Origin of the sequence: Aquabacterium sp., from assembly GCF_036273115.1 — a bacterium.
Lineage (GTDB): Bacteria > Pseudomonadota > Gammaproteobacteria > Burkholderiales > Burkholderiaceae_C > Aquabacterium.
Genome location: NZ_DASUIN010000029.1, coordinates 273,541 through 288,880, shown reverse-complemented (window position 1 = coordinate 288,880; position 15,340 = coordinate 273,541). Strand labels below are relative to the sequence as shown.

At 60.0% G+C, this 15,340-nt stretch carries 15 protein-coding genes; 6 read left to right on the top strand and 9 right to left on the bottom strand.

Translation table 11 applies throughout. The features are described 5' to 3' along the window. Positions 1–9 precede the first annotated feature (9 nt). From VFW72_RS14290 to purN, 3 genes are all read right to left on the bottom strand, one after another. Positions 10–735 carry a site-2 protease family protein gene (locus VFW72_RS14290; protein WP_329674964.1) on the bottom strand — a complete coding sequence of 242 codons (726 nt, stop codon included), beginning with the start codon at positions 733–735 and terminating at the stop codon, positions 10–12. A gap of 8 nt (positions 736–743) precedes the next feature. Then, positions 744–1,643, bottom strand: a complete 900-nt coding sequence (locus VFW72_RS14285) for a DUF2167 domain-containing protein (protein WP_414638808.1) — start codon at positions 1,641–1,643, stop codon at positions 744–746. 66 nt (positions 1,644–1,709) lie between these two features. Beyond that, a complete protein-coding gene (gene purN / locus VFW72_RS14280; RefSeq protein WP_329674963.1) occupies positions 1,710–2,348 on the bottom strand; it encodes a phosphoribosylglycinamide formyltransferase in 639 nt (212 codons plus the stop codon). A gap of 65 nt (positions 2,349–2,413) precedes the next feature. Between purN and VFW72_RS14275 the strand changes: the two genes are divergently transcribed. Beyond that, positions 2,414–3,766 (top strand): tryptophan--tRNA ligase, encoded by a 1,353-nt coding sequence (locus tag VFW72_RS14275; protein ID WP_329674962.1) that lies wholly within the window; start codon positions 2,414–2,416, stop codon positions 3,764–3,766. Between the two features lie 11 nt (positions 3,767–3,777). Further along, a complete protein-coding gene (locus tag VFW72_RS14270) occupies positions 3,778–4,182 on the top strand; it encodes a DUF3717 domain-containing protein (RefSeq protein WP_329674961.1) in 405 nt (134 codons plus the stop codon). A 590-nt stretch (positions 4,183–4,772) separates the two neighbouring features. Here VFW72_RS14270 and VFW72_RS14265 read toward each other — a convergent pair. Further along, positions 4,773–5,264 carry a hypothetical protein gene (locus VFW72_RS14265; RefSeq protein WP_329674960.1) on the bottom strand — a complete coding sequence of 164 codons (492 nt, stop codon included), beginning with the start codon at positions 5,262–5,264 and terminating at the stop codon, positions 4,773–4,775. Between the two features lie 523 nt (positions 5,265–5,787). Then, positions 5,788–6,741 carry an IS5 family transposase gene (locus VFW72_RS14260; RefSeq protein ID WP_329674959.1) on the bottom strand — a complete coding sequence of 318 codons (954 nt, stop codon included), beginning with the start codon at positions 6,739–6,741 and terminating at the stop codon, positions 5,788–5,790. A gap of 211 nt (positions 6,742–6,952) precedes the next feature. On the opposite strand from VFW72_RS14260, the gene VFW72_RS14255 reads away from it, so the two are divergent. The 3 genes from VFW72_RS14255 to VFW72_RS14245 all read left to right on the top strand — a co-directional run bounded on the left by VFW72_RS14255 (position 6,953) and on the right by VFW72_RS14245 (position 11,026). Further along, complete coding sequence (locus VFW72_RS14255; RefSeq protein WP_329674958.1) at positions 6,953–8,281, top strand: sensor histidine kinase; 1,329 nt, start codon at positions 6,953–6,955, stop codon at positions 8,279–8,281. A 21-nt stretch (positions 8,282–8,302) separates the two neighbouring features. Next, positions 8,303–10,117, top strand: coding sequence for a glutamine--tRNA ligase/YqeY domain fusion protein (locus tag VFW72_RS14250; protein WP_329674957.1), 1,815 nt, complete (start codon positions 8,303–8,305; stop codon positions 10,115–10,117). A gap of 219 nt (positions 10,118–10,336) precedes the next feature. Then, the gene (locus VFW72_RS14245; RefSeq protein WP_329675017.1) at positions 10,337–11,026 is read left to right on the top strand and encodes a PEP-CTERM sorting domain-containing protein; all 690 of its coding nucleotides are present in this window, start codon (positions 10,337–10,339) and stop codon (positions 11,024–11,026) included. An 86-nt stretch (positions 11,027–11,112) separates the two neighbouring features. Here the strand turns inward: VFW72_RS14245 and VFW72_RS14240 are convergent, their stop codons facing one another. After that, complete coding sequence (locus VFW72_RS14240) at positions 11,113–12,759, bottom strand: alkaline phosphatase D family protein (protein ID WP_329674956.1); 1,647 nt, start codon at positions 12,757–12,759, stop codon at positions 11,113–11,115. Positions 12,760–12,892: 133 nt separating this feature from the next. Further along, entirely contained in the window at positions 12,893–13,399 is a 507-nt protein-coding gene (locus VFW72_RS14235) for a helix-turn-helix domain-containing protein (RefSeq protein WP_329674955.1), read from the bottom strand. Positions 13,400–13,492: 93 nt separating this feature from the next. Between VFW72_RS14235 and VFW72_RS14230 the strand changes: the two genes are divergently transcribed. Further along, positions 13,493–14,272: an alpha/beta hydrolase gene (locus tag VFW72_RS14230; RefSeq protein WP_329674954.1), complete on the top strand. Its 780-nt coding sequence runs from the start codon at positions 13,493–13,495 to the stop codon at positions 14,270–14,272. An 18-nt stretch (positions 14,273–14,290) separates the two neighbouring features. On the opposite strand, the gene sodC is transcribed toward VFW72_RS14230, so the two are convergent. Together sodC and VFW72_RS14220 are read right to left on the bottom strand one after the other, a co-directional pair. Then, positions 14,291–14,824, bottom strand: coding sequence for a superoxide dismutase [Cu-Zn] SodC (gene sodC / locus VFW72_RS14225; RefSeq protein ID WP_329674953.1), 534 nt, complete (start codon positions 14,822–14,824; stop codon positions 14,291–14,293). Positions 14,825–14,939: 115 nt separating this feature from the next. After that, positions 14,940–15,338, bottom strand: coding sequence for a carboxymuconolactone decarboxylase family protein (locus VFW72_RS14220; RefSeq protein ID WP_329674952.1), 399 nt, complete (start codon positions 15,336–15,338; stop codon positions 14,940–14,942). Between the last annotated feature and the right edge of the window lie 2 nt (positions 15,339–15,340).

Here is a 15,340-nt window from a genome sequence, read left to right as displayed (position 1 = left end):
CTGAGCGAATCAGTGCGCCGCGCTGCCCACCAGCATCTGGTGCACATCGTGAGACATCAGCGCCAGAAAGGCGATCAAGCCCACGTAGGCGGTCGCGTAAGTCAAGCGAGTTTCGGCTGATGCCTGGTAATAGTCGCCATGGCTCGGGTCATCGGCCCGGAATCGCCAGGCTTTGAGCACCTGCGGTGCCGCCATGATGGCCACGATGATCAGAATCGGGCTGGGCCGCCACCAGAACAAGCCCAGCAGCACCGGCACGCCCAGCAGCCACAGTCGGGGCGACAGCACGGCGGTGATCCGTCCGCCGTCCAGAGGCGATATGGGGATCAGGTTGAACAAATTGAGCATGAAGCCGGCGTAGGCCACTGCCAGCAGCCATTGGCCGTGGCCCATGTCGCGTGCCACGAAATAGCAGGCCAGGGCGCCCAGTGTGCCCACCAGCGGGCCGCCCATGCCCACATACGCCTCGGTTTCGGCGTCGTGCGGCATTTGCTTCATTTCGATCCACGCCCCGACAAATGGGATGAATGTGGGCGCCCCTACCGGCAGGCCGCGCTGTCTGGCGGCGATGAAATGCCCCATTTCGTGCACGAACAGCAAGCCGACAAAGCCCACGGCGTAGCGCCAGCCATAGATCCACGCATACACCACGATCGAGATCAGCATGGTGCCGCCGGTGGTGAACAACTTGCCGAACTTCAGGCCACTGAACAGCAGAAAGAGCAATTTCAACATCGCCAACCTCAGGCCTGGTCTTTCTTGCGTTTGAATACTTTGGCGAACACCCCTGCAAAGGCAGCACCCCCCAGAAGAATCACCTTGGAGAATTTGGCCAGCAAGCCCGCAGCCAAGGCGAAAAAGCCCAGCTTCTTGGCCGCCAGGCCGCCTACCAGCGCAGCCAGACCGTACTCCGCCACCTTGTCGGTTGACGCGTTGAAGTCACTGTAGCGTTTGCCTTCCTGGAACGTCAGTGCGGCCAGCAGGGTCTGCGCGTGGGGCTTGTTCTGCTCCACATCGCTGAGGTTGGTGAGCAGATTCAGCGAGATGTAGCCCTCGCGTCCCAAAGCGTAGGTGTTGTAGTTGATGCCCACAGGGGCGTCGGCCGGCGCACCTTTGTCTCTGGCCGACATGGACCACACCAGTCGGTGCAGGGCAGCGTCGTAGCTTGGTTTTTCGACCCAGCCGACGATTTCGAGTTCATTGAAGCCCCGTGCGACCCGATCCTTGTTGGCTTCTGCCGTGCCTTCTTTCAGACTCTGAAACAGATCGTCCACATTCCAATCTTTGGCGTCGTCGTCCTTGATGTAGCCGGCTGCCTCGTACTTGGCTACCGCCATCCAGCGTGCCTCTTCCGACTGGGGAAAGATCAGGCCCAGTTCGCGCTCGTCCGAGTGGTTGCCCATGGCGCGCATCATCTGCCCGGCAGCGGGCTCGGGAACCCAGATGTAGCCCGCGGGCAGCTTCAGCTTGGCCTGATCACGCAGGACGATTTCGGCCGGGCCGCTCACCTGGCTGGACTTCATGGCCTGCACGGCCGCTTCCATCTCGGATTCTGGTGAAGCGTGGCTCGCAGGGGCAAACGTGAGCAAGACGGCGCAAAGGCTCAGCATGCCCCACGCTTGGCGGGTGGATGGATCAAACATGGCGGCTCCCTATTGATGTTGTAGCAAGAGCCGCTAGGTTAACAAACCGGGGTCAGGTGGCCTGGATCAGTCGGCGGACCACACCACTTGGGGGGCCCCATCGAGCTGGCTGACCCGCCCATCGGCAGACACCGTGAGGCGGTCTTCGACAAACCAGCGCACGGCGCGGGGGTAGATCTGATGCTCCTGGCGCAAGACGCGGGCGGCGAGGGTATCGCCGGTGTCGTCGGCCCGCACCGGCACGGCCGCCTGAATCACGATGGGACCGTGATCCAGCTCGGGTGTGACCAGATGAACGGTGGCCCCGGCCAGCTTGCAGCCGGCTTCAATGGCGCGCTCGTGGGTGTGCAAGCCGGGGAAGGCGGGCAACAATGAAGGGTGGATGTTGAGCAAGCGGCCCTCGTAGTGGCGCACAAAGCCCTCGGTCAGGATGCGCATGAAGCCCGCCAGCACCACCAGATCGGGCTGGTGCTGGTCAATGACCCGCGCCAGTTCGGTGTCGAATGCCTCGCGGCTGTCGAACTGCTTGTGGTCGACCACTTCGGTGGCGATGCCATGGCTGGCGGCGAACGCCAGGCCACCCGCGCTGGCCTTGTTGCTGACCACGGCGGCAATGCGCGCGCCCCATTTTTCCTGGGCACAGGCGTGGACGATGGCCTCCATATTGGAGCCTCGCCCTGAAATCAGGATGACGATGTTCTTCATGCGGCCTCCAGTGTACCGGGCACCTACAATTCCATCCTTTCCGTCCAATCATTCACAGCGCGAAAATGGCCAACATCCAGCGAGTTCTCACCGGCATCACCACCACGGGCACGCCCCACCTGGGCAACTACGTGGGGGCCATTCGCCCGGCGATCGCGGCCAGCCGGCAAGCCGGTGTGGAGAGCTATTTTTTCCTGGCCGACTACCACGCGCTGATCAAGTGCGCCGACCCTGAGCGCATCGAACGTTCGCGTCTGGAAATCGCCGCCACCTGGTTGGCGGCCGGCTTGGACCCCGAGCGCGTGACCTTCTACCGCCAAAGCGACATTCCCGAAACCACGGAACTGAACTGGCTGCTGACCTGCGTGACCGCCAAGGGCCAGATGAACCGCGCCCATGCCTACAAGGCCTCGGTAGACGTGAACGTGGCCGCAGGTGAGGACCCCGATGCCGGCGTCACCATGGGCCTGTACTGCTACCCCATCCTGATGGCGGCAGACATCCTGCTGTTCAACGCCCACCGCGTGCCCGTGGGCCGCGATCAGGTTCAGCACATCGAGATGGCACGTGACGTGGCTCAGCGCTTCAACCATTTGTTCGGCAAGGGGCGCGACCTGTTCGTGCTGCCCGAGGCCGAGATCGAAGAAAGCGTAGCCACCCTGCCTGGGCTGGACGGCCGCAAGATGTCCAAGAGCTACGACAACACCGTGCCCTTGTTCGAAGGCGGTGCCAAGGCCTTGAAAGAGGCCATTGCTCGCATCGTGACCGACTCGCGTTTGCCTGGCGAGCCCAAAGACCCCGACAGCGCCCACCTGGTCACCATTCACGATGCCTTTGCCTCGCCCGAGGTGAAGGCTCAGTTCCACGCCGACCTGCGCGCCGGTCTGGGCTGGGGCGATGCCAAACAACGTGTGGTGGACTTGATCGAAGCCCATGTCGGCCCCATGCGGGCCCGGTATGCCGAACTGATGGCTCACCCCGAGCAGATCGAAGCGGTGTTGCAGGCCGGTGCTGACAAGGCTCGTCGTGTGGCCACGCCTTTGTTGGCCGAATTGCGCCAGGCCGTGGGGCTGCGCACCATGGTGGCCGTGCCCAAGCCGCAGGTGGTGGCCGGCGAATCGGCCAAAGTGGCCCTGCCGGTGTTCAAGCAATACCGTGAGGCCGATGGCCTGTTCTATTTCAAGCTGACCGATGCGCATGGCCACGTCTTGCTGCAAAGCCGGGGCCTGAGTGATGGCCGCGAGGCGGGCCAATGGGTCAAGCGACTCAAGACAGAGGGTGCCCAGGCATTGGCCGATGCGCCAGCTGAGTTGGCTCAGGGTGTGTCGGCCGAGGCTGTGAACACCGCACTGGCAGCGCTGGTCGAGGCCACACGCCAGGCCGAAGCCGAGAAGGCGGCCAAGGCCGCGCAAGGTTGATGGTTGGCGCCATGGCGGGCATTCACATCACCGACATCGAAGCCGCCATCAACTGGTGGCGTGAACAGTTTCCCGTGGGCGACGACCTGGGTCTGGCGCCCGAAGTGGCGGCCTTGGCCGAGGTGTATGCCCTGATGGTGTACTTCCACGAGAGTCTGTGCGATGAGGGCTCCATGCCTGAGCTTGCCCGCCGCGCCTGGCTGGATTGGTACGACACCACGCCAGATACGCCTTGCATCGCGATTTGCTCGACCAGCCAGGGCGATGACCTGTGCAAGGGCTGTGGCCGTACCTTTGACGAAGTGCAGTTGTGGCCCGAGATGACGCCGGCTGAAAAACGGGCCACCTGGCGACGCATCACCGTGGAATCGAGTGCCTGGCGCTTCAACCGCTATGCCGAGCGGGCCCTTACTTGAGGGTGTGCTGATTCAATTCAAAACGACAACGGACCAGAGTCTCCGCCACCTAGAAATGTATTGGAAGCAATAAAAAGCCGGCTTGATGTTTCCGTGAACGCCAGCTCATATTGGGTGAACTAAATCAGAACCTTAGACCCAATTTGCTGCAATAACCGCATTCAAGGCGGTTTGATAGTTCGCGGGCGGAGTTGTCTGTCCAGCAGCAGGCGCAGAGAACTGCCCCAAAGCATCTACGGTAATCCCCCCATAAACCGTCGCTCCGAGAAGTAGAGCTATGCGGCCATGGCCAACCGCTGCTTTGGGGGGATGCCGCCCAAGGCCATGTTTGGGCGTTCATGTTTACTCCGTTCCGGCCTTTCCTCGCCACACGGTAGCGTCAAAGCCTGAATTGCCTGTAAATGGGTTGTCGGAATAGTTGGCTACGCTGGCGACCGCCAAAGTTGGCGGCTAGATAGGCGGCTTGAAATGAGGTGAGGCGTTCACCAAGCTTACGAACCAAATCAGTTTCAGGAATTCCCTGTGTCAGATTGACATATGCGGCATCCGCCAAGAGCGCGTTGAAGTATGCGTTTGTGACGGTAGTCATATCATTTGCCATGCTTCAGTAGTTGGTCAATATTCAGTTCTTTGAGAATTTGAGTGCTATCTTTTGGCCAGCACGATGTTGTAAAATTAAGGCCAAGGCTATTGCGCATCAAGAATCCACCTTTGGTATGAAATCCCTTGTAGGATAGGAATGGTTCCTTGGTCTCTGAATTTATAAATTCAATTCGTTGCACTCTTATTGGGATGATGTAGCCATGCATTTCTGCAATTGGATCGTCGTTGACGGTTGCAAAATTAACCTGCTTCCAGTCAGGGCTAAGCCAAACAACAGCTTCCTTTTTGCACAGATAGTGAAATTGTGCTCGACCAATAATTTCATCGGCAATGGGGGCAAGTAGTACAACTGGAATTAAAAGCACTGTAATAGCGGTGGTGTGCTTCTTTATTCTGAGCCAGTCTGGGATCTTGCTGCTTATCACGACGGAAATCACCAGCCAAACAATAAATGCTGGTATCAATATTAGTCCGATCATGCCTGTCCTCTGTTGAGTATAATTTTGTTTGCGGTGCGGTCGAGCGTTGATGTGTTGGTCATGGGTCAACCTCCTAATTGAAATATTTGCTTTTTTCTTTAATATGGGGTCTATTGATCCGGTGTTGATGAGTTTTGTGCGATCCGGAATTTCGCCAACCTTCGCCGCCTTCTGTAAGGTCGCCGTAATTTCCTGTATGAAGAATAACCCACTGAACTAGCGACACGTTGTCTCTTGTGTCGGAGATTTATCTGGTTGGTATGCTATCGGTTAGCAAAGCATTAATATCTCGTGCGTCATGAGAAAACATTGAGTTGAGCATCATTCGAGAGGTCCCTTCAGCAATTTTGATGGGTTCTTTTCGGGGGTAAAAATATGAAATCAGTATGGCGTTAAGGAAGGTCTGCACAAATGAGCGCTGACAATGATTGGGTGCACTGACATGACCAGATTGGCGTTCGGACGCTCCTCAGACAGGAGTTTTGGGCGCGTTTCGCGCCCATTTCCCATGCGCTGGGCGCACTCATGCCAAGCCCTCGCTCAAATGCCTGCGCACCATCCACAGATTGGCCAGCGCAAACAGCGTTTGCAACGGCGCCGTGTTCTTGGCCAGGCCTCGATAGCGCACCTTCACATGGCCGAACTGGCGCTTGATGACACGGAACGGATGCTCCACCTTGGCGCGGATGCTGGCCTTGATGCGCTCGACCTGCACGGTCGGCGTATCCTTGGGATCGGTCTTGTCCAGCAACTTGCGCAAGCCCGGTAGCATGGCCACATGCCACTGCACATTGGCCTTGGTGTCGGGCCGCTTTTGCACGCCTTGGTAGCCCGCGTCGGCAAAGACATTCGACTTCTGCCCGTGCAGCAAGCTGTTGGCCTCGACCACATCGTTGACGTGTCCGGCCGTGCCGCTCACGATGTGTACCAGGCCGGAATGCGCATCCACGCCGATGTGCGCCTTCATGCCTAAGAACCACTGCTGGCCCTTCTTGCTTTGGCGCATCTCCGGGTCGCGCTCACCGCTGGCGTTCTTGGTCGAGTTCGGCGCTGAGATCAGAGTGGCATCGACCACCGTGCCGCTGCGCAGCATCAGGCCCTTGGCGCGCTGCAGGCGGTTGACCGTTGCCAGGATTCGCTCGGCAAGCTTGTGCTTCTCCAACACGTGGCGGAAACGCAAGATGGTGCTCTCGTCGGGCAGGTGGTCATCCCAACCACCCAAGCCACGGAAAAGCGGCACGTCGTGCAGCGCTTCTTCCATCGCCGGGTCGCTTATAGTGAACCATTGCTGCATGAAGTGAATGCGCAGCAGCGACTCCACCGGGAACGGCGGACGGCCGCGTTTGCCTTCGGGCATTAATGGGGCGATCTCCGCCACCAAGTCGGACCACGGCACCACCCGGTCCATCTCGTCGAGGTACTCGCGACGTCGCGTGCGCTTCGTCGATGTTCCCAATCCAAGGCTCGTCTGCTTCATGGGCTAAATGGTCTCCGGCAATCAGGCCAGTGCCAAGCACGTGTTCGGGCGGTTTAGGCAGACCTTCCTTAGGGGCATTGTCCTTGCTGCAAGGGCGGGGAGGGCGGCTAAGTCGAGTGCCTGGCGCTTCAACCGCTATGCCGAGCGGGCCCTTACTTGAGGGTGTCCTGACTTTCCTTGCGACTTAGGGGGGCGGATTGGCCCTGCACGCATGTACTCTAATGCCATGCGCAGTACCGAGTCCGTTCCTTATCAGCGTTTCAAGGAGGTCATCACCGTTTCGGTGACCGGCCAAGTGGCCATGGCGGCGCTGTATGGGCTGGTGCTGGGGCAGCCTGCCATTGGATGGATGCTGTTCAGCACCACGCCGCTGGTGCTCGCCTTGTTCCCGTTGCTGAACGCCAGGCTCAGCCTGGGGGCCATCCGCCTGCTCAATCATCTGGTGCTGGTGGCCACCATCTCCACGCTCAACATCAGCCTGATGTGGATGGGCTGGAGCCCGAGAGAGTCGATCTGGTGGATGGTGTGGTGGCCCATCTATGCCACACACCTGATGGGCGTCTGGGACGGGGCGATCTGGTTGCTGATCGTGATGGCCGCGACCGCCTTGCAATGGGCCAACGCTCAGCACCATTGGGTGACCCCGCTGATGACTCCTGATCAGCACCCCATGTTCTTGCTGCAACTGTCTTTCCTGGTGGTGGGCGCCGCCTTCGGCATGGTGGTTCGGCGTGCGCATGAAGGCTTCGAGCGCACCATTGCGAATCAGCAGGCTCAGTTGACGCATCGCGCGAGGGAGTTGGCAGATGCCCTCGATGCGGTACAGCAGTCGAGCCTGCAGCGCACGCAGATGTTTGCCCAACTGAGCCATGAACTTCGAACCCCGCTCAACGGCGTGATGGGTTTTGCCCAGTTGCTCGAGCGAACGGAACTCAGCTCTGAGCAGCAAGCGCATGTGTCGCGCATCAAGGTGTGCGGTGAGTCGATGCTGCACATTGCCAATGGGGTGCTCGACTTTTCCCGGCTGGAAGCGCAGTCAGCCGAGTTGGAGGCGCGAGCGTATGACGCCGTGGTTCTGATGAATGAGGTGGTAGGCATGCTGGAGCCCCTGGCGGGGCAGAAGGGCCTGATGCTGAACACCCGTGCCGATGGCGAAGCCTTGCCGGTGGTGGGCGATGCCCTGCGCGTGCGCCAGATCCTGATCAATTTGCTGGCCAATGCCGTCAAATTCACCGAGCGCGGTGAAGTCATCGTGTCGTGTCGTCAGCTGGCGCACGACGATGGCAGTCCCCGCTTGCGATTCGAGGTGGCGGACTCTGGTATCGGCATTGCAACCGACGCCTTGCCCTACTTGTTCGAGCCTTTCAGCCCGGTCAGCGAGCGCACCATTCGCACCCATGGTGGCTCCGGCTTGGGGTTGGCCATTTGCAAGCGCTTGGTCGACATCATGCAGGGCGACATTGGCGTACACAGTGTGCCCGGGCAGGGCAGTGTTTTCTGGTTCCATTTGCCGCTACAACCTCAGGCCATTCAGCCCTGACGAAATCGTAGAATCGGGGGCATGAACGCACCCATTCCTGGCGCAGAGCCAAGTAAAGAAGAGCACAAGCCCACCAACTTCCTGCGCGGCATCATTGACCGCGATCTGGAGCAGGGCACTTACGCCAGCCGCCGCTGGGCCGGTTCCCCGGGCGGCGCCGCACACCATGAAGCTGGTGAGCCTGATCCGGCCAAGATTCGCACCCGCTTTCCGCCGGAGCCCAATGGCTACCTGCACGTGGGGCACGCCAAGAGCATTTGCCTGAACTTCGGTCTGGCGCGCGACTACGGTGGCGTGTGCCACATGCGCTTTGACGACACCAACCCCGAAAAGGAAGAACAGGAGTACGTTGACTCCATTCTGGACGCGGTGAAGTGGCTGGGCTTTGGCTGGGACTCGAGCTTCAACGGTAAGGCCGAAAGCCACCTGTACTACGCCAGCAACTACTTCGACTTCATGTACGAAGCGGCCGAGGCCTTGATCAGCGCCGGCCTGGCCTACGTGGACGAACAAACGCCCGAGGAAATGCGCGCCAACCGGGGTGACTTTTCGACCCCCGGCAAGGACAGCCCGTTTCGCAGCCGCACCGTCGAAGAAAACCTGGCACGTTTCCGCGAAATGCGTGACGGCAAGCACCCCGATGGTTCGATGGTGCTGCGTGCCAAGATCGACATGGCCAGCCCCAACATCAACATGCGGGACCCGGCCATCTATCGCATTCGCCGTGCCACCCACCACAACACTGGCGACAAGTGGTGCATCTACCCGATGTACACCTTTGCGCACCCCATTGAAGACGCGCTGGAACAGATCACCCACTCGATTTGCACGCTCGAATTCGAAGACCAGCGTCCGTTCTACGACTGGCTGGTCGACAACCTGGCCAAGCTGGGCTTGCTCAAGCACCCCAACCCCAAGCAGTACGAATTTGCACGCTTGAATCTCACCTACGTGATCACCTCCAAGCGCAAGCTCAAGGCCTTGGTCGACGAAAACGTGGTCGAAGGCTGGGATGACCCCCGCATGCCGACCATCGTGGGTCTGCGCCGCCGTGGTTACACGCCTGAGGCCATTCAGTTGTTCTGCGAGCGCATTGGCGTGAGCAAGGCCGACAGCTGGATCGATTACAGCACGCTCGACATCGCCCTGCGTGATGATCTGGAAAACAAGGCCCACCGCGGCATGGCCGTGCTGGACCCGGTCAAGCTGGTGCTGACCAACTGGGATGAGGTCATGGGCGCGGGTCACCTGGAGCCATGCTCCATGCCCGCCTTGCCGCACCCGCCCGAGGGCACCGAGTCTCCCCTGCGCCACTTCAAGCTGGGGCGCGAGGTGTGGATCGAGCGCGAAGACTTCGAAGAAGTGCCCCCCAAGGGTTACAAGCGCTTGTTCCCGGGCAACAAGGTTCGCCTCAAGGGCGGCTATGTGATCGAGTGCACCGGCTGCACCAAAGACGCTGAGGGTCGTGTGACCGAAGTGCTGGCCACGGTGGTGCCTGACACCAAGAGCGGCACACCCGGTGCCGACAGCGTCAAGGTCAAAGCCGCGATCACCTGGGTGGGCGTGGCTGACGGCGTGGAAGCCGAAGTGCGTTTGTACGATCGCTTGTTCACCGACCCGCAGCCTGATGCCGGCGGCAAGGACTTCAAGGCCAGCCTGAACCCCGACAGCAAAAAGGTGGTGAAGGCCTACGTGGAGCCGTCTCTGGCGCAAGCCGCAGCTGACCAGAAGTTCCAGTTCGAGCGCTTTGGTTACTTCGTGGCCGATCGCAAAGACCATCAACCCGGCAAGCCTGTGTTCAACAAGATCACCGGGTTGAAAGACAGCTGGAAGTGATCGGCACCTTCAGCTGATCGAACCCTGACGGCCAGGCTACCCAGTCTGGCCGTTTTGTTTGGCACCCGACTGAGCGGGTGAATCTTGGTTCTTGGATGTAACGCAAGACGATATGATTGGCTCAAACGTGTCGAACTTCGACTCACAAAACTAAAAATCATTGAGGGGCATATGCGGTCAATCGTTTTTTTGGGTGGCGCTCTGAGGTCAGTCGTGCTGATGAGCTTGTTGGCGACTCAGATTTGCGGGCATGCGGCCACGATGATTGCCGCTCCAGATGGGTTGGGTGGAAGTCTTTCGTATGGCGGTAACGAGCCTTACGCTGATGCTGATGGCCTGGTCACGATGCGGGGCTCGGGGCTCATTTACGATCCGAAAAGTCTTGAATTGACTTTGAAGGGCGTCGATTGGTTGATGATGGCCAAGTTTGCCTTCGAGCCGCCGGAAGCTGGTGCTGAAACCATCACGCAGTCGTTCTTCGCTACGGGAACGATTTCCATCAAGTTATCTCCGCAGGATCAATCTCGTAATGTCCTTACTGGATCAATCGGTGGGGGCACCATCGTCGGAGGGCTGGGAGCCGATTCGACGACGACGATTACATTTGATCTTTCAAACTTGACTTCCGATGTACTGCTTCTATCCGGAGAACCTGCGCAGTTGTCTCTGACGAGTTCGAGGGCTGGCCCCTTGTTCCTGGCTTGCGCCGACGCATCGCAGCAACAGGCTTGCGGCAATGGTGCTGCTTACTTGAATTGGTCGACTCTCGGGTATTCGCCTGCGTGGCACATTTCTAAAGCGGCGTTTGCCACGGCGGTCCCAGAGCCCACGACATGGTTTATGTGGTCGTTGGGGCTGCTATTTGCGGGAGTGGCTTCTCGCTGCAATAAGTACGCGTCCAAGCCCTGAGTTTCGTGTTTGGCGTTGTGACTTGGGCTGGCGCATAGCAGTGTTTGGGCTGTGCGCCCGCTGAGCGGGCGCACGTCAGATCGAGATCAGATTTTCGGTGACAGCGTCTTGCTGAACACCGACTGGCCATCGATGTCGCGCAGGTCTACGGTCAACTGAGCGCTGCCGGCATCGATGTTCACCTCGCCGAAGAACTGCAGCCCTGCGAAGGGTGACAGGTTCGCTTGGCCAGCGGGCGGGGCTTTGTAGAAGACCACTTGCGGGCCGAAGGTGTTGTCCAGGGTGTTGGGGCCAAAGCTGCCAGCATTCAGTGGGCCTGACACAAACTCCCAGAAGCCGTCGAAGTCTTTGTAGGCGGCCTTTTCCGGGTCGTAATAGTGGGCGGCACAGTAGTGCACGTCCGCGGTCAGCCACACCACGTTGCGCACCTTTTGGCGCTTGAGGTGGCGCAGCAGTTCAGCGAATTCCAGTTCGCGGCCTGCGGGTGCGCCGTTGTTGCCATTGGCCACGGCTTCCCAGCGGGCCTGGCCGGTGGCGTCTTTGCCATCGCCTACGTTCAAGCCAATGGGCATGTCGGCGGCCACGATCTTCCACACGGCGCGCGAATTGCTCAGTTCGCGCTTGAGCCAGTCGAGTTGCTCGCGGCCCAGGAAGGCGGTGGCATCGCTGGCCTCGGTCTGCAGGTTGGCGCTGTTGGGGCCGCGGTAGGAGCGCATGTCCAGCACGAACACTTCCAGCAGGGGGCCGTAGCAGAACTGGCGGTACACCCGCTGCGACTCGCTGGCATCGAACGGACGCATGGGCGCGTAGTCGAGGAAAGCCCGTGTGCCGCGAGCCGTCAGCAAGGGCACATTCTTCTCGGTGTAGCGGCTGTCGGCCGAGAGGTCCTTCGAGTCCGACCAGTTGTTGGTGATTTCGTGATCGTCCCACTGCCAGATCTGCGGCACTTCGGCGTTGAAGCGGCGCACGTTGTCATCGAGCAGGTTGTAGCGGTAGCGGCCCCGGAATTCGTCGAGGGTTTCGGCTACTTTCGACACTTCGGGGGTGACGATGTTGGTCCACAGTTGACCGTTCTCGGCGCTCACGCTTTCCTTGATCGGACCATCGGCGTAGATGTTGTCGCCGCTGTGAATGAAAAAGTGAGGGCGACGCTGGCGCATCGATTCGTAGATTTTCATGCCGCCAAAGGAGGGGTTGATGCCCCAACCCTGGCCAGCGGTATCGCCCCCCCATTGGAAGCGAATGTCTTGCAGTCGATGACGGCTGTGCCACATCCCCAAGCCCGCGCTTTCCATGCATGGCAAGGTGGTGAATCGACCCACAACAGGTTCACTCAGTGCGCGGCTGTTGTTCAAGCCCTGGAATGTGACGCGTACGAAACCTTCGCGCCCGGCGGGGAGGCCGGTGAGCAGCTGGCGTGCAGTGAAGTCGCTGGTATCGAGGGCGTAGGGGCCCATGAAGCGCTGCGCCTTCTTGAACGATTCGTCCTGGCTGTATTCGACAATCATGCGGGCCGGGCGATCGCTGCGGCTCCAGACCAGCAGGGAGTTGTCGCGTGGGTCGCCCAACTGCAGTCCTTGTGCCGCCAAGGGGCGCTCGGAATCGGCGGTGATGATGGCTGGCGCACCCTGTGCCCAGCTCATGCGTGGCACGGCCGCGCCACCCATCAGCAGGGCGGAGGTCTGCAAAAACTGACGGCGAGTTTCCTTGTGCTTCTGGTCGTCTTGACTCATGGTGGTGTCCTTGTGATGCGGCATGAATATGCGTGGCGCAGGATTGCGCTGCATCGATTGTCAAAAACACACCATGCACCCGTGTGACGTTGCACGTGATCATTTCGGCCTGTGGCCGACTGGCTTCAGACGATCAGTCCTTGCGCTTTTGGCGCTGCTTCAACTGGGCCAGACGTTGACGATCGGCGCTGGAGGCCCCGGGGCCTGCCTCGACGGTGATGTCTTTGGGCTGAAGGGGATGGCCTGAGGCTGACATGACGGTGATGGGGGCCACGTCGATCCCGGTTTGGCGCTCGACGATGCGTGTGGTGACGCCATCAGGTGTGGGCGTGTGCTTGTTGCCCCATTGGGCCAGGGCCACCAGGATGGGCGCCAGCTCGAGACCTTTGGGGGTCAGGCGGTATTCCAGTGCGCGCCCGATCTGGCTTTCTGAGGTGACCTCCAGGATGCCGCCTTCCACGAGCCGGTTCAATCGCTGGGTCAGCACGTTCGGCGCAATGCCCAGATGCGCCTGGAATTCGCCAAAACGTCGGGTTCCCCAAAAGGCTTCACGCACGATGAGCAAGGTCCACCATTCGCCAATCAGGTCCAGCGACCTGGCGATGGGGCAGCTCATGTCAGAGAAGGAAGTGCGGCGCATGGCGATGATTTTACTTTCATCAAGCAAGTAAATGGTGTACTCTTTCTACTTGCATAAAGCAAGTAAATGCCTTGTGATCTGGAGTTGCTCGACATGTCCGAAGTTGCCTTGTTCATTCATTCCACGGCCACCGGGCCATTCATGTGGGCGCCCTTTGCGGCCCAATGCCCAAAGGGGCTGAGGCCCCTGACTCCGGTGAACCGTGGGTATGCACCACACGATTTGCTGGCCCGAGGCTCAGAGTTTCGGATTGCCGATGAAGTCCTGCATTTGAAATCGCAACTGCCAGAAGAGACCTCGGGGGTGCATCTGGTGGCGCATTCCTATGGCGGCTTTGCCGCATTGATGCTCGCGCTGGATCCAGAGGTGCCGGTGCGGTCTCTGTGGTTGTACGAGCCGGTGTTGTTTGGCTCGCTTCAGGCCGAGGCAGACAGGCTGCCACCTGATGTGGCAGAGCAAGTTCAGCAACTGTTCAGTGACCCTGACTTCTTGCTCAACGAGGCGCGGGGTGGGGATGAAGGCTGGATCGAGCGCTTCATTGATTACTGGAACTTTCCTGGCATGTGGGCGGCGATGCCCGAAAAGGCGAAAGCCATGACACGCCTGGTAGGCTGGAAGATGTTCCAGGAGGTGCGCATGGTGTCACGTGAACCCCATGCGTTCGAGGTCTATCGATTGGATATCCCCATGACCCTGGTCCGCGGCGCGTGCACCACGCCACCGGCCAGGCAGATGGTTCAGCGTCTGGCTGAAGTCAACCCGCACGCCCAGGTGGACACGCTGGCAGGGCAAGGGCACATGGGCATCGTGGCTGCGCCCGATGTGGTCCAGCCTTCGCTGGCCCAGCATTGGGCCCGGGTTGTTCGAACCTGAATGCGGGGCATTTCTGGTTCAGGGCATGACGCCACACACCACGCGAGCCCCGCCCCCGCCCAGGGGGGCGGGGTGATCCGCGTGGTTGTCGCCGCCTGCGTGAATCATCAGCGAACGTCCCGCCAGGTCAGCCAGGGTCAGGCGTGGAGCAAGCACGGGTTGGGTGGCTTGTCCTTGCGGATCGACATACAGAGCGGGTAGATCGCCCAGATGCCCATCGCCCCAGGGTGTGCCATGCTGGCCTGACTTCTTCGGATCGAAGTGCCCCCCTGCAGCCAGCGCGGGCACCTTCTTGCCATCTTTTTCCTTGCTGGCGCAGCTTGGGTTTTCGTGAACATGGAAGCCATGCAATCCTGGTGGCAAGCCGTTCAGTTCAGGGCTGAACACCACCCCGTAAGGGGTTTGGGTCACGAGCACTCGCCCGACGACGGGGCCCGTGCCGCTTTCATCGACCCTGTTCAAGGTCACCGTCATGCTGGATTCGGCACAGGCCGGGCCAGCCCACGCGCCGATGAATGTTGTCAGGGCAAGGGTTGCCAGTCGCTGGTTCATGATCAGGTCTCCCGTGTGTTGAAGGGGGCGGCCTCAGAGAGGTTGCAAAGTCCTCGTTTTGACCATGCGGTGAACTTGGCGTCAACCCCTAGGCTGTTGGCCCACGCCTGAGCAGTCACGGTTTGATCGCGTCAGCTTTGTCGTCCAGTTCGGCAAACAGTTCCTTCGCCACCAGCATGGCATTGACCGCAGCCGGAAAGCCCGCGTAAATCGCCATTTGCATGATCAGCTCGGTGATTTCCTGGCGGGTACAGCCTACATTGAGTCCGCCTTGAATATGGGCCTTGAGTTCCTTGGGGGCGTTGCCCTGGGTGACCAGCGAAGCCAGAGTGGCAATCTGACGCTCTTTGGGCGTGAGCCCCGGGCGCGAGTAGACATCGCCATAGGGGAACTCGATGATCATGCGGGCGAAGTCAGGGGCGATGTCTTGCAGGGCCTGCATCACGCCCTCGCCCACGTGTCCGTGAATGCGAGAGAGGGCTTGCTGACCCCGCGAGAAGCGGTCGGTGCTCATGG

What these genes read in the sequence shown, in the direction of transcription:
- VFW72_RS14220 (WP_329674952.1), bottom strand. Translation starts at nt 15,338, where the DNA reads ATGAGCACCGACCGCTTCTCGCGGGGTCAGCAAGCCCTCTCTCGCATT.
- purN (WP_329674963.1), bottom strand. Translation starts at nt 2,348, where the DNA reads ATGAAGAACATCGTCATCCTGATTTCAGGGCGAGGCTCCAATATGGAG.
- VFW72_RS14240 (WP_329674956.1), bottom strand. Translation starts at nt 12,759, where the DNA reads ATGAGTCAAGACGACCAGAAGCACAAGGAAACTCGCCGTCAGTTTTTG.
- sodC (WP_329674953.1), bottom strand. Translation starts at nt 14,824, where the DNA reads ATGAACCAGCGACTGGCAACCCTTGCCCTGACAACATTCATCGGCGCG.
- VFW72_RS14250 (WP_329674957.1), top strand. Translation starts at nt 8,303, where the DNA reads ATGAACGCACCCATTCCTGGCGCAGAGCCAAGTAAAGAAGAGCACAAG.
- VFW72_RS14255 (WP_329674958.1), top strand. Translation starts at nt 6,953, where the DNA reads ATGTACTCTAATGCCATGCGCAGTACCGAGTCCGTTCCTTATCAGCGT.
- VFW72_RS14265 (WP_329674960.1), bottom strand. Translation starts at nt 5,264, where the DNA reads ATGATCGGACTAATATTGATACCAGCATTTATTGTTTGGCTGGTGATT.
- VFW72_RS14235 (WP_329674955.1), bottom strand. Translation starts at nt 13,399, where the DNA reads ATGCGCCGCACTTCCTTCTCTGACATGAGCTGCCCCATCGCCAGGTCG.
- VFW72_RS14245 (WP_329675017.1), top strand. Translation starts at nt 10,337, where the DNA reads ATGAGCTTGTTGGCGACTCAGATTTGCGGGCATGCGGCCACGATGATT.
- VFW72_RS14285 (WP_414638808.1), bottom strand. Translation starts at nt 1,643, where the DNA reads ATGTTTGATCCATCCACCCGCCAAGCGTGGGGCATGCTGAGCCTTTGC.
- VFW72_RS14270 (WP_329674961.1), top strand. Translation starts at nt 3,778, where the DNA reads ATGGCGGGCATTCACATCACCGACATCGAAGCCGCCATCAACTGGTGG.
- VFW72_RS14260 (WP_329674959.1), bottom strand. Translation starts at nt 6,741, where the DNA reads ATGAAGCAGACGAGCCTTGGATTGGGAACATCGACGAAGCGCACGCGA.
- VFW72_RS14230 (WP_329674954.1), top strand. Translation starts at nt 13,493, where the DNA reads ATGTCCGAAGTTGCCTTGTTCATTCATTCCACGGCCACCGGGCCATTC.
- VFW72_RS14275 (WP_329674962.1), top strand. Translation starts at nt 2,414, where the DNA reads ATGGCCAACATCCAGCGAGTTCTCACCGGCATCACCACCACGGGCACG.
- VFW72_RS14290 (WP_329674964.1), bottom strand. Translation starts at nt 735, where the DNA reads ATGTTGAAATTGCTCTTTCTGCTGTTCAGTGGCCTGAAGTTCGGCAAG.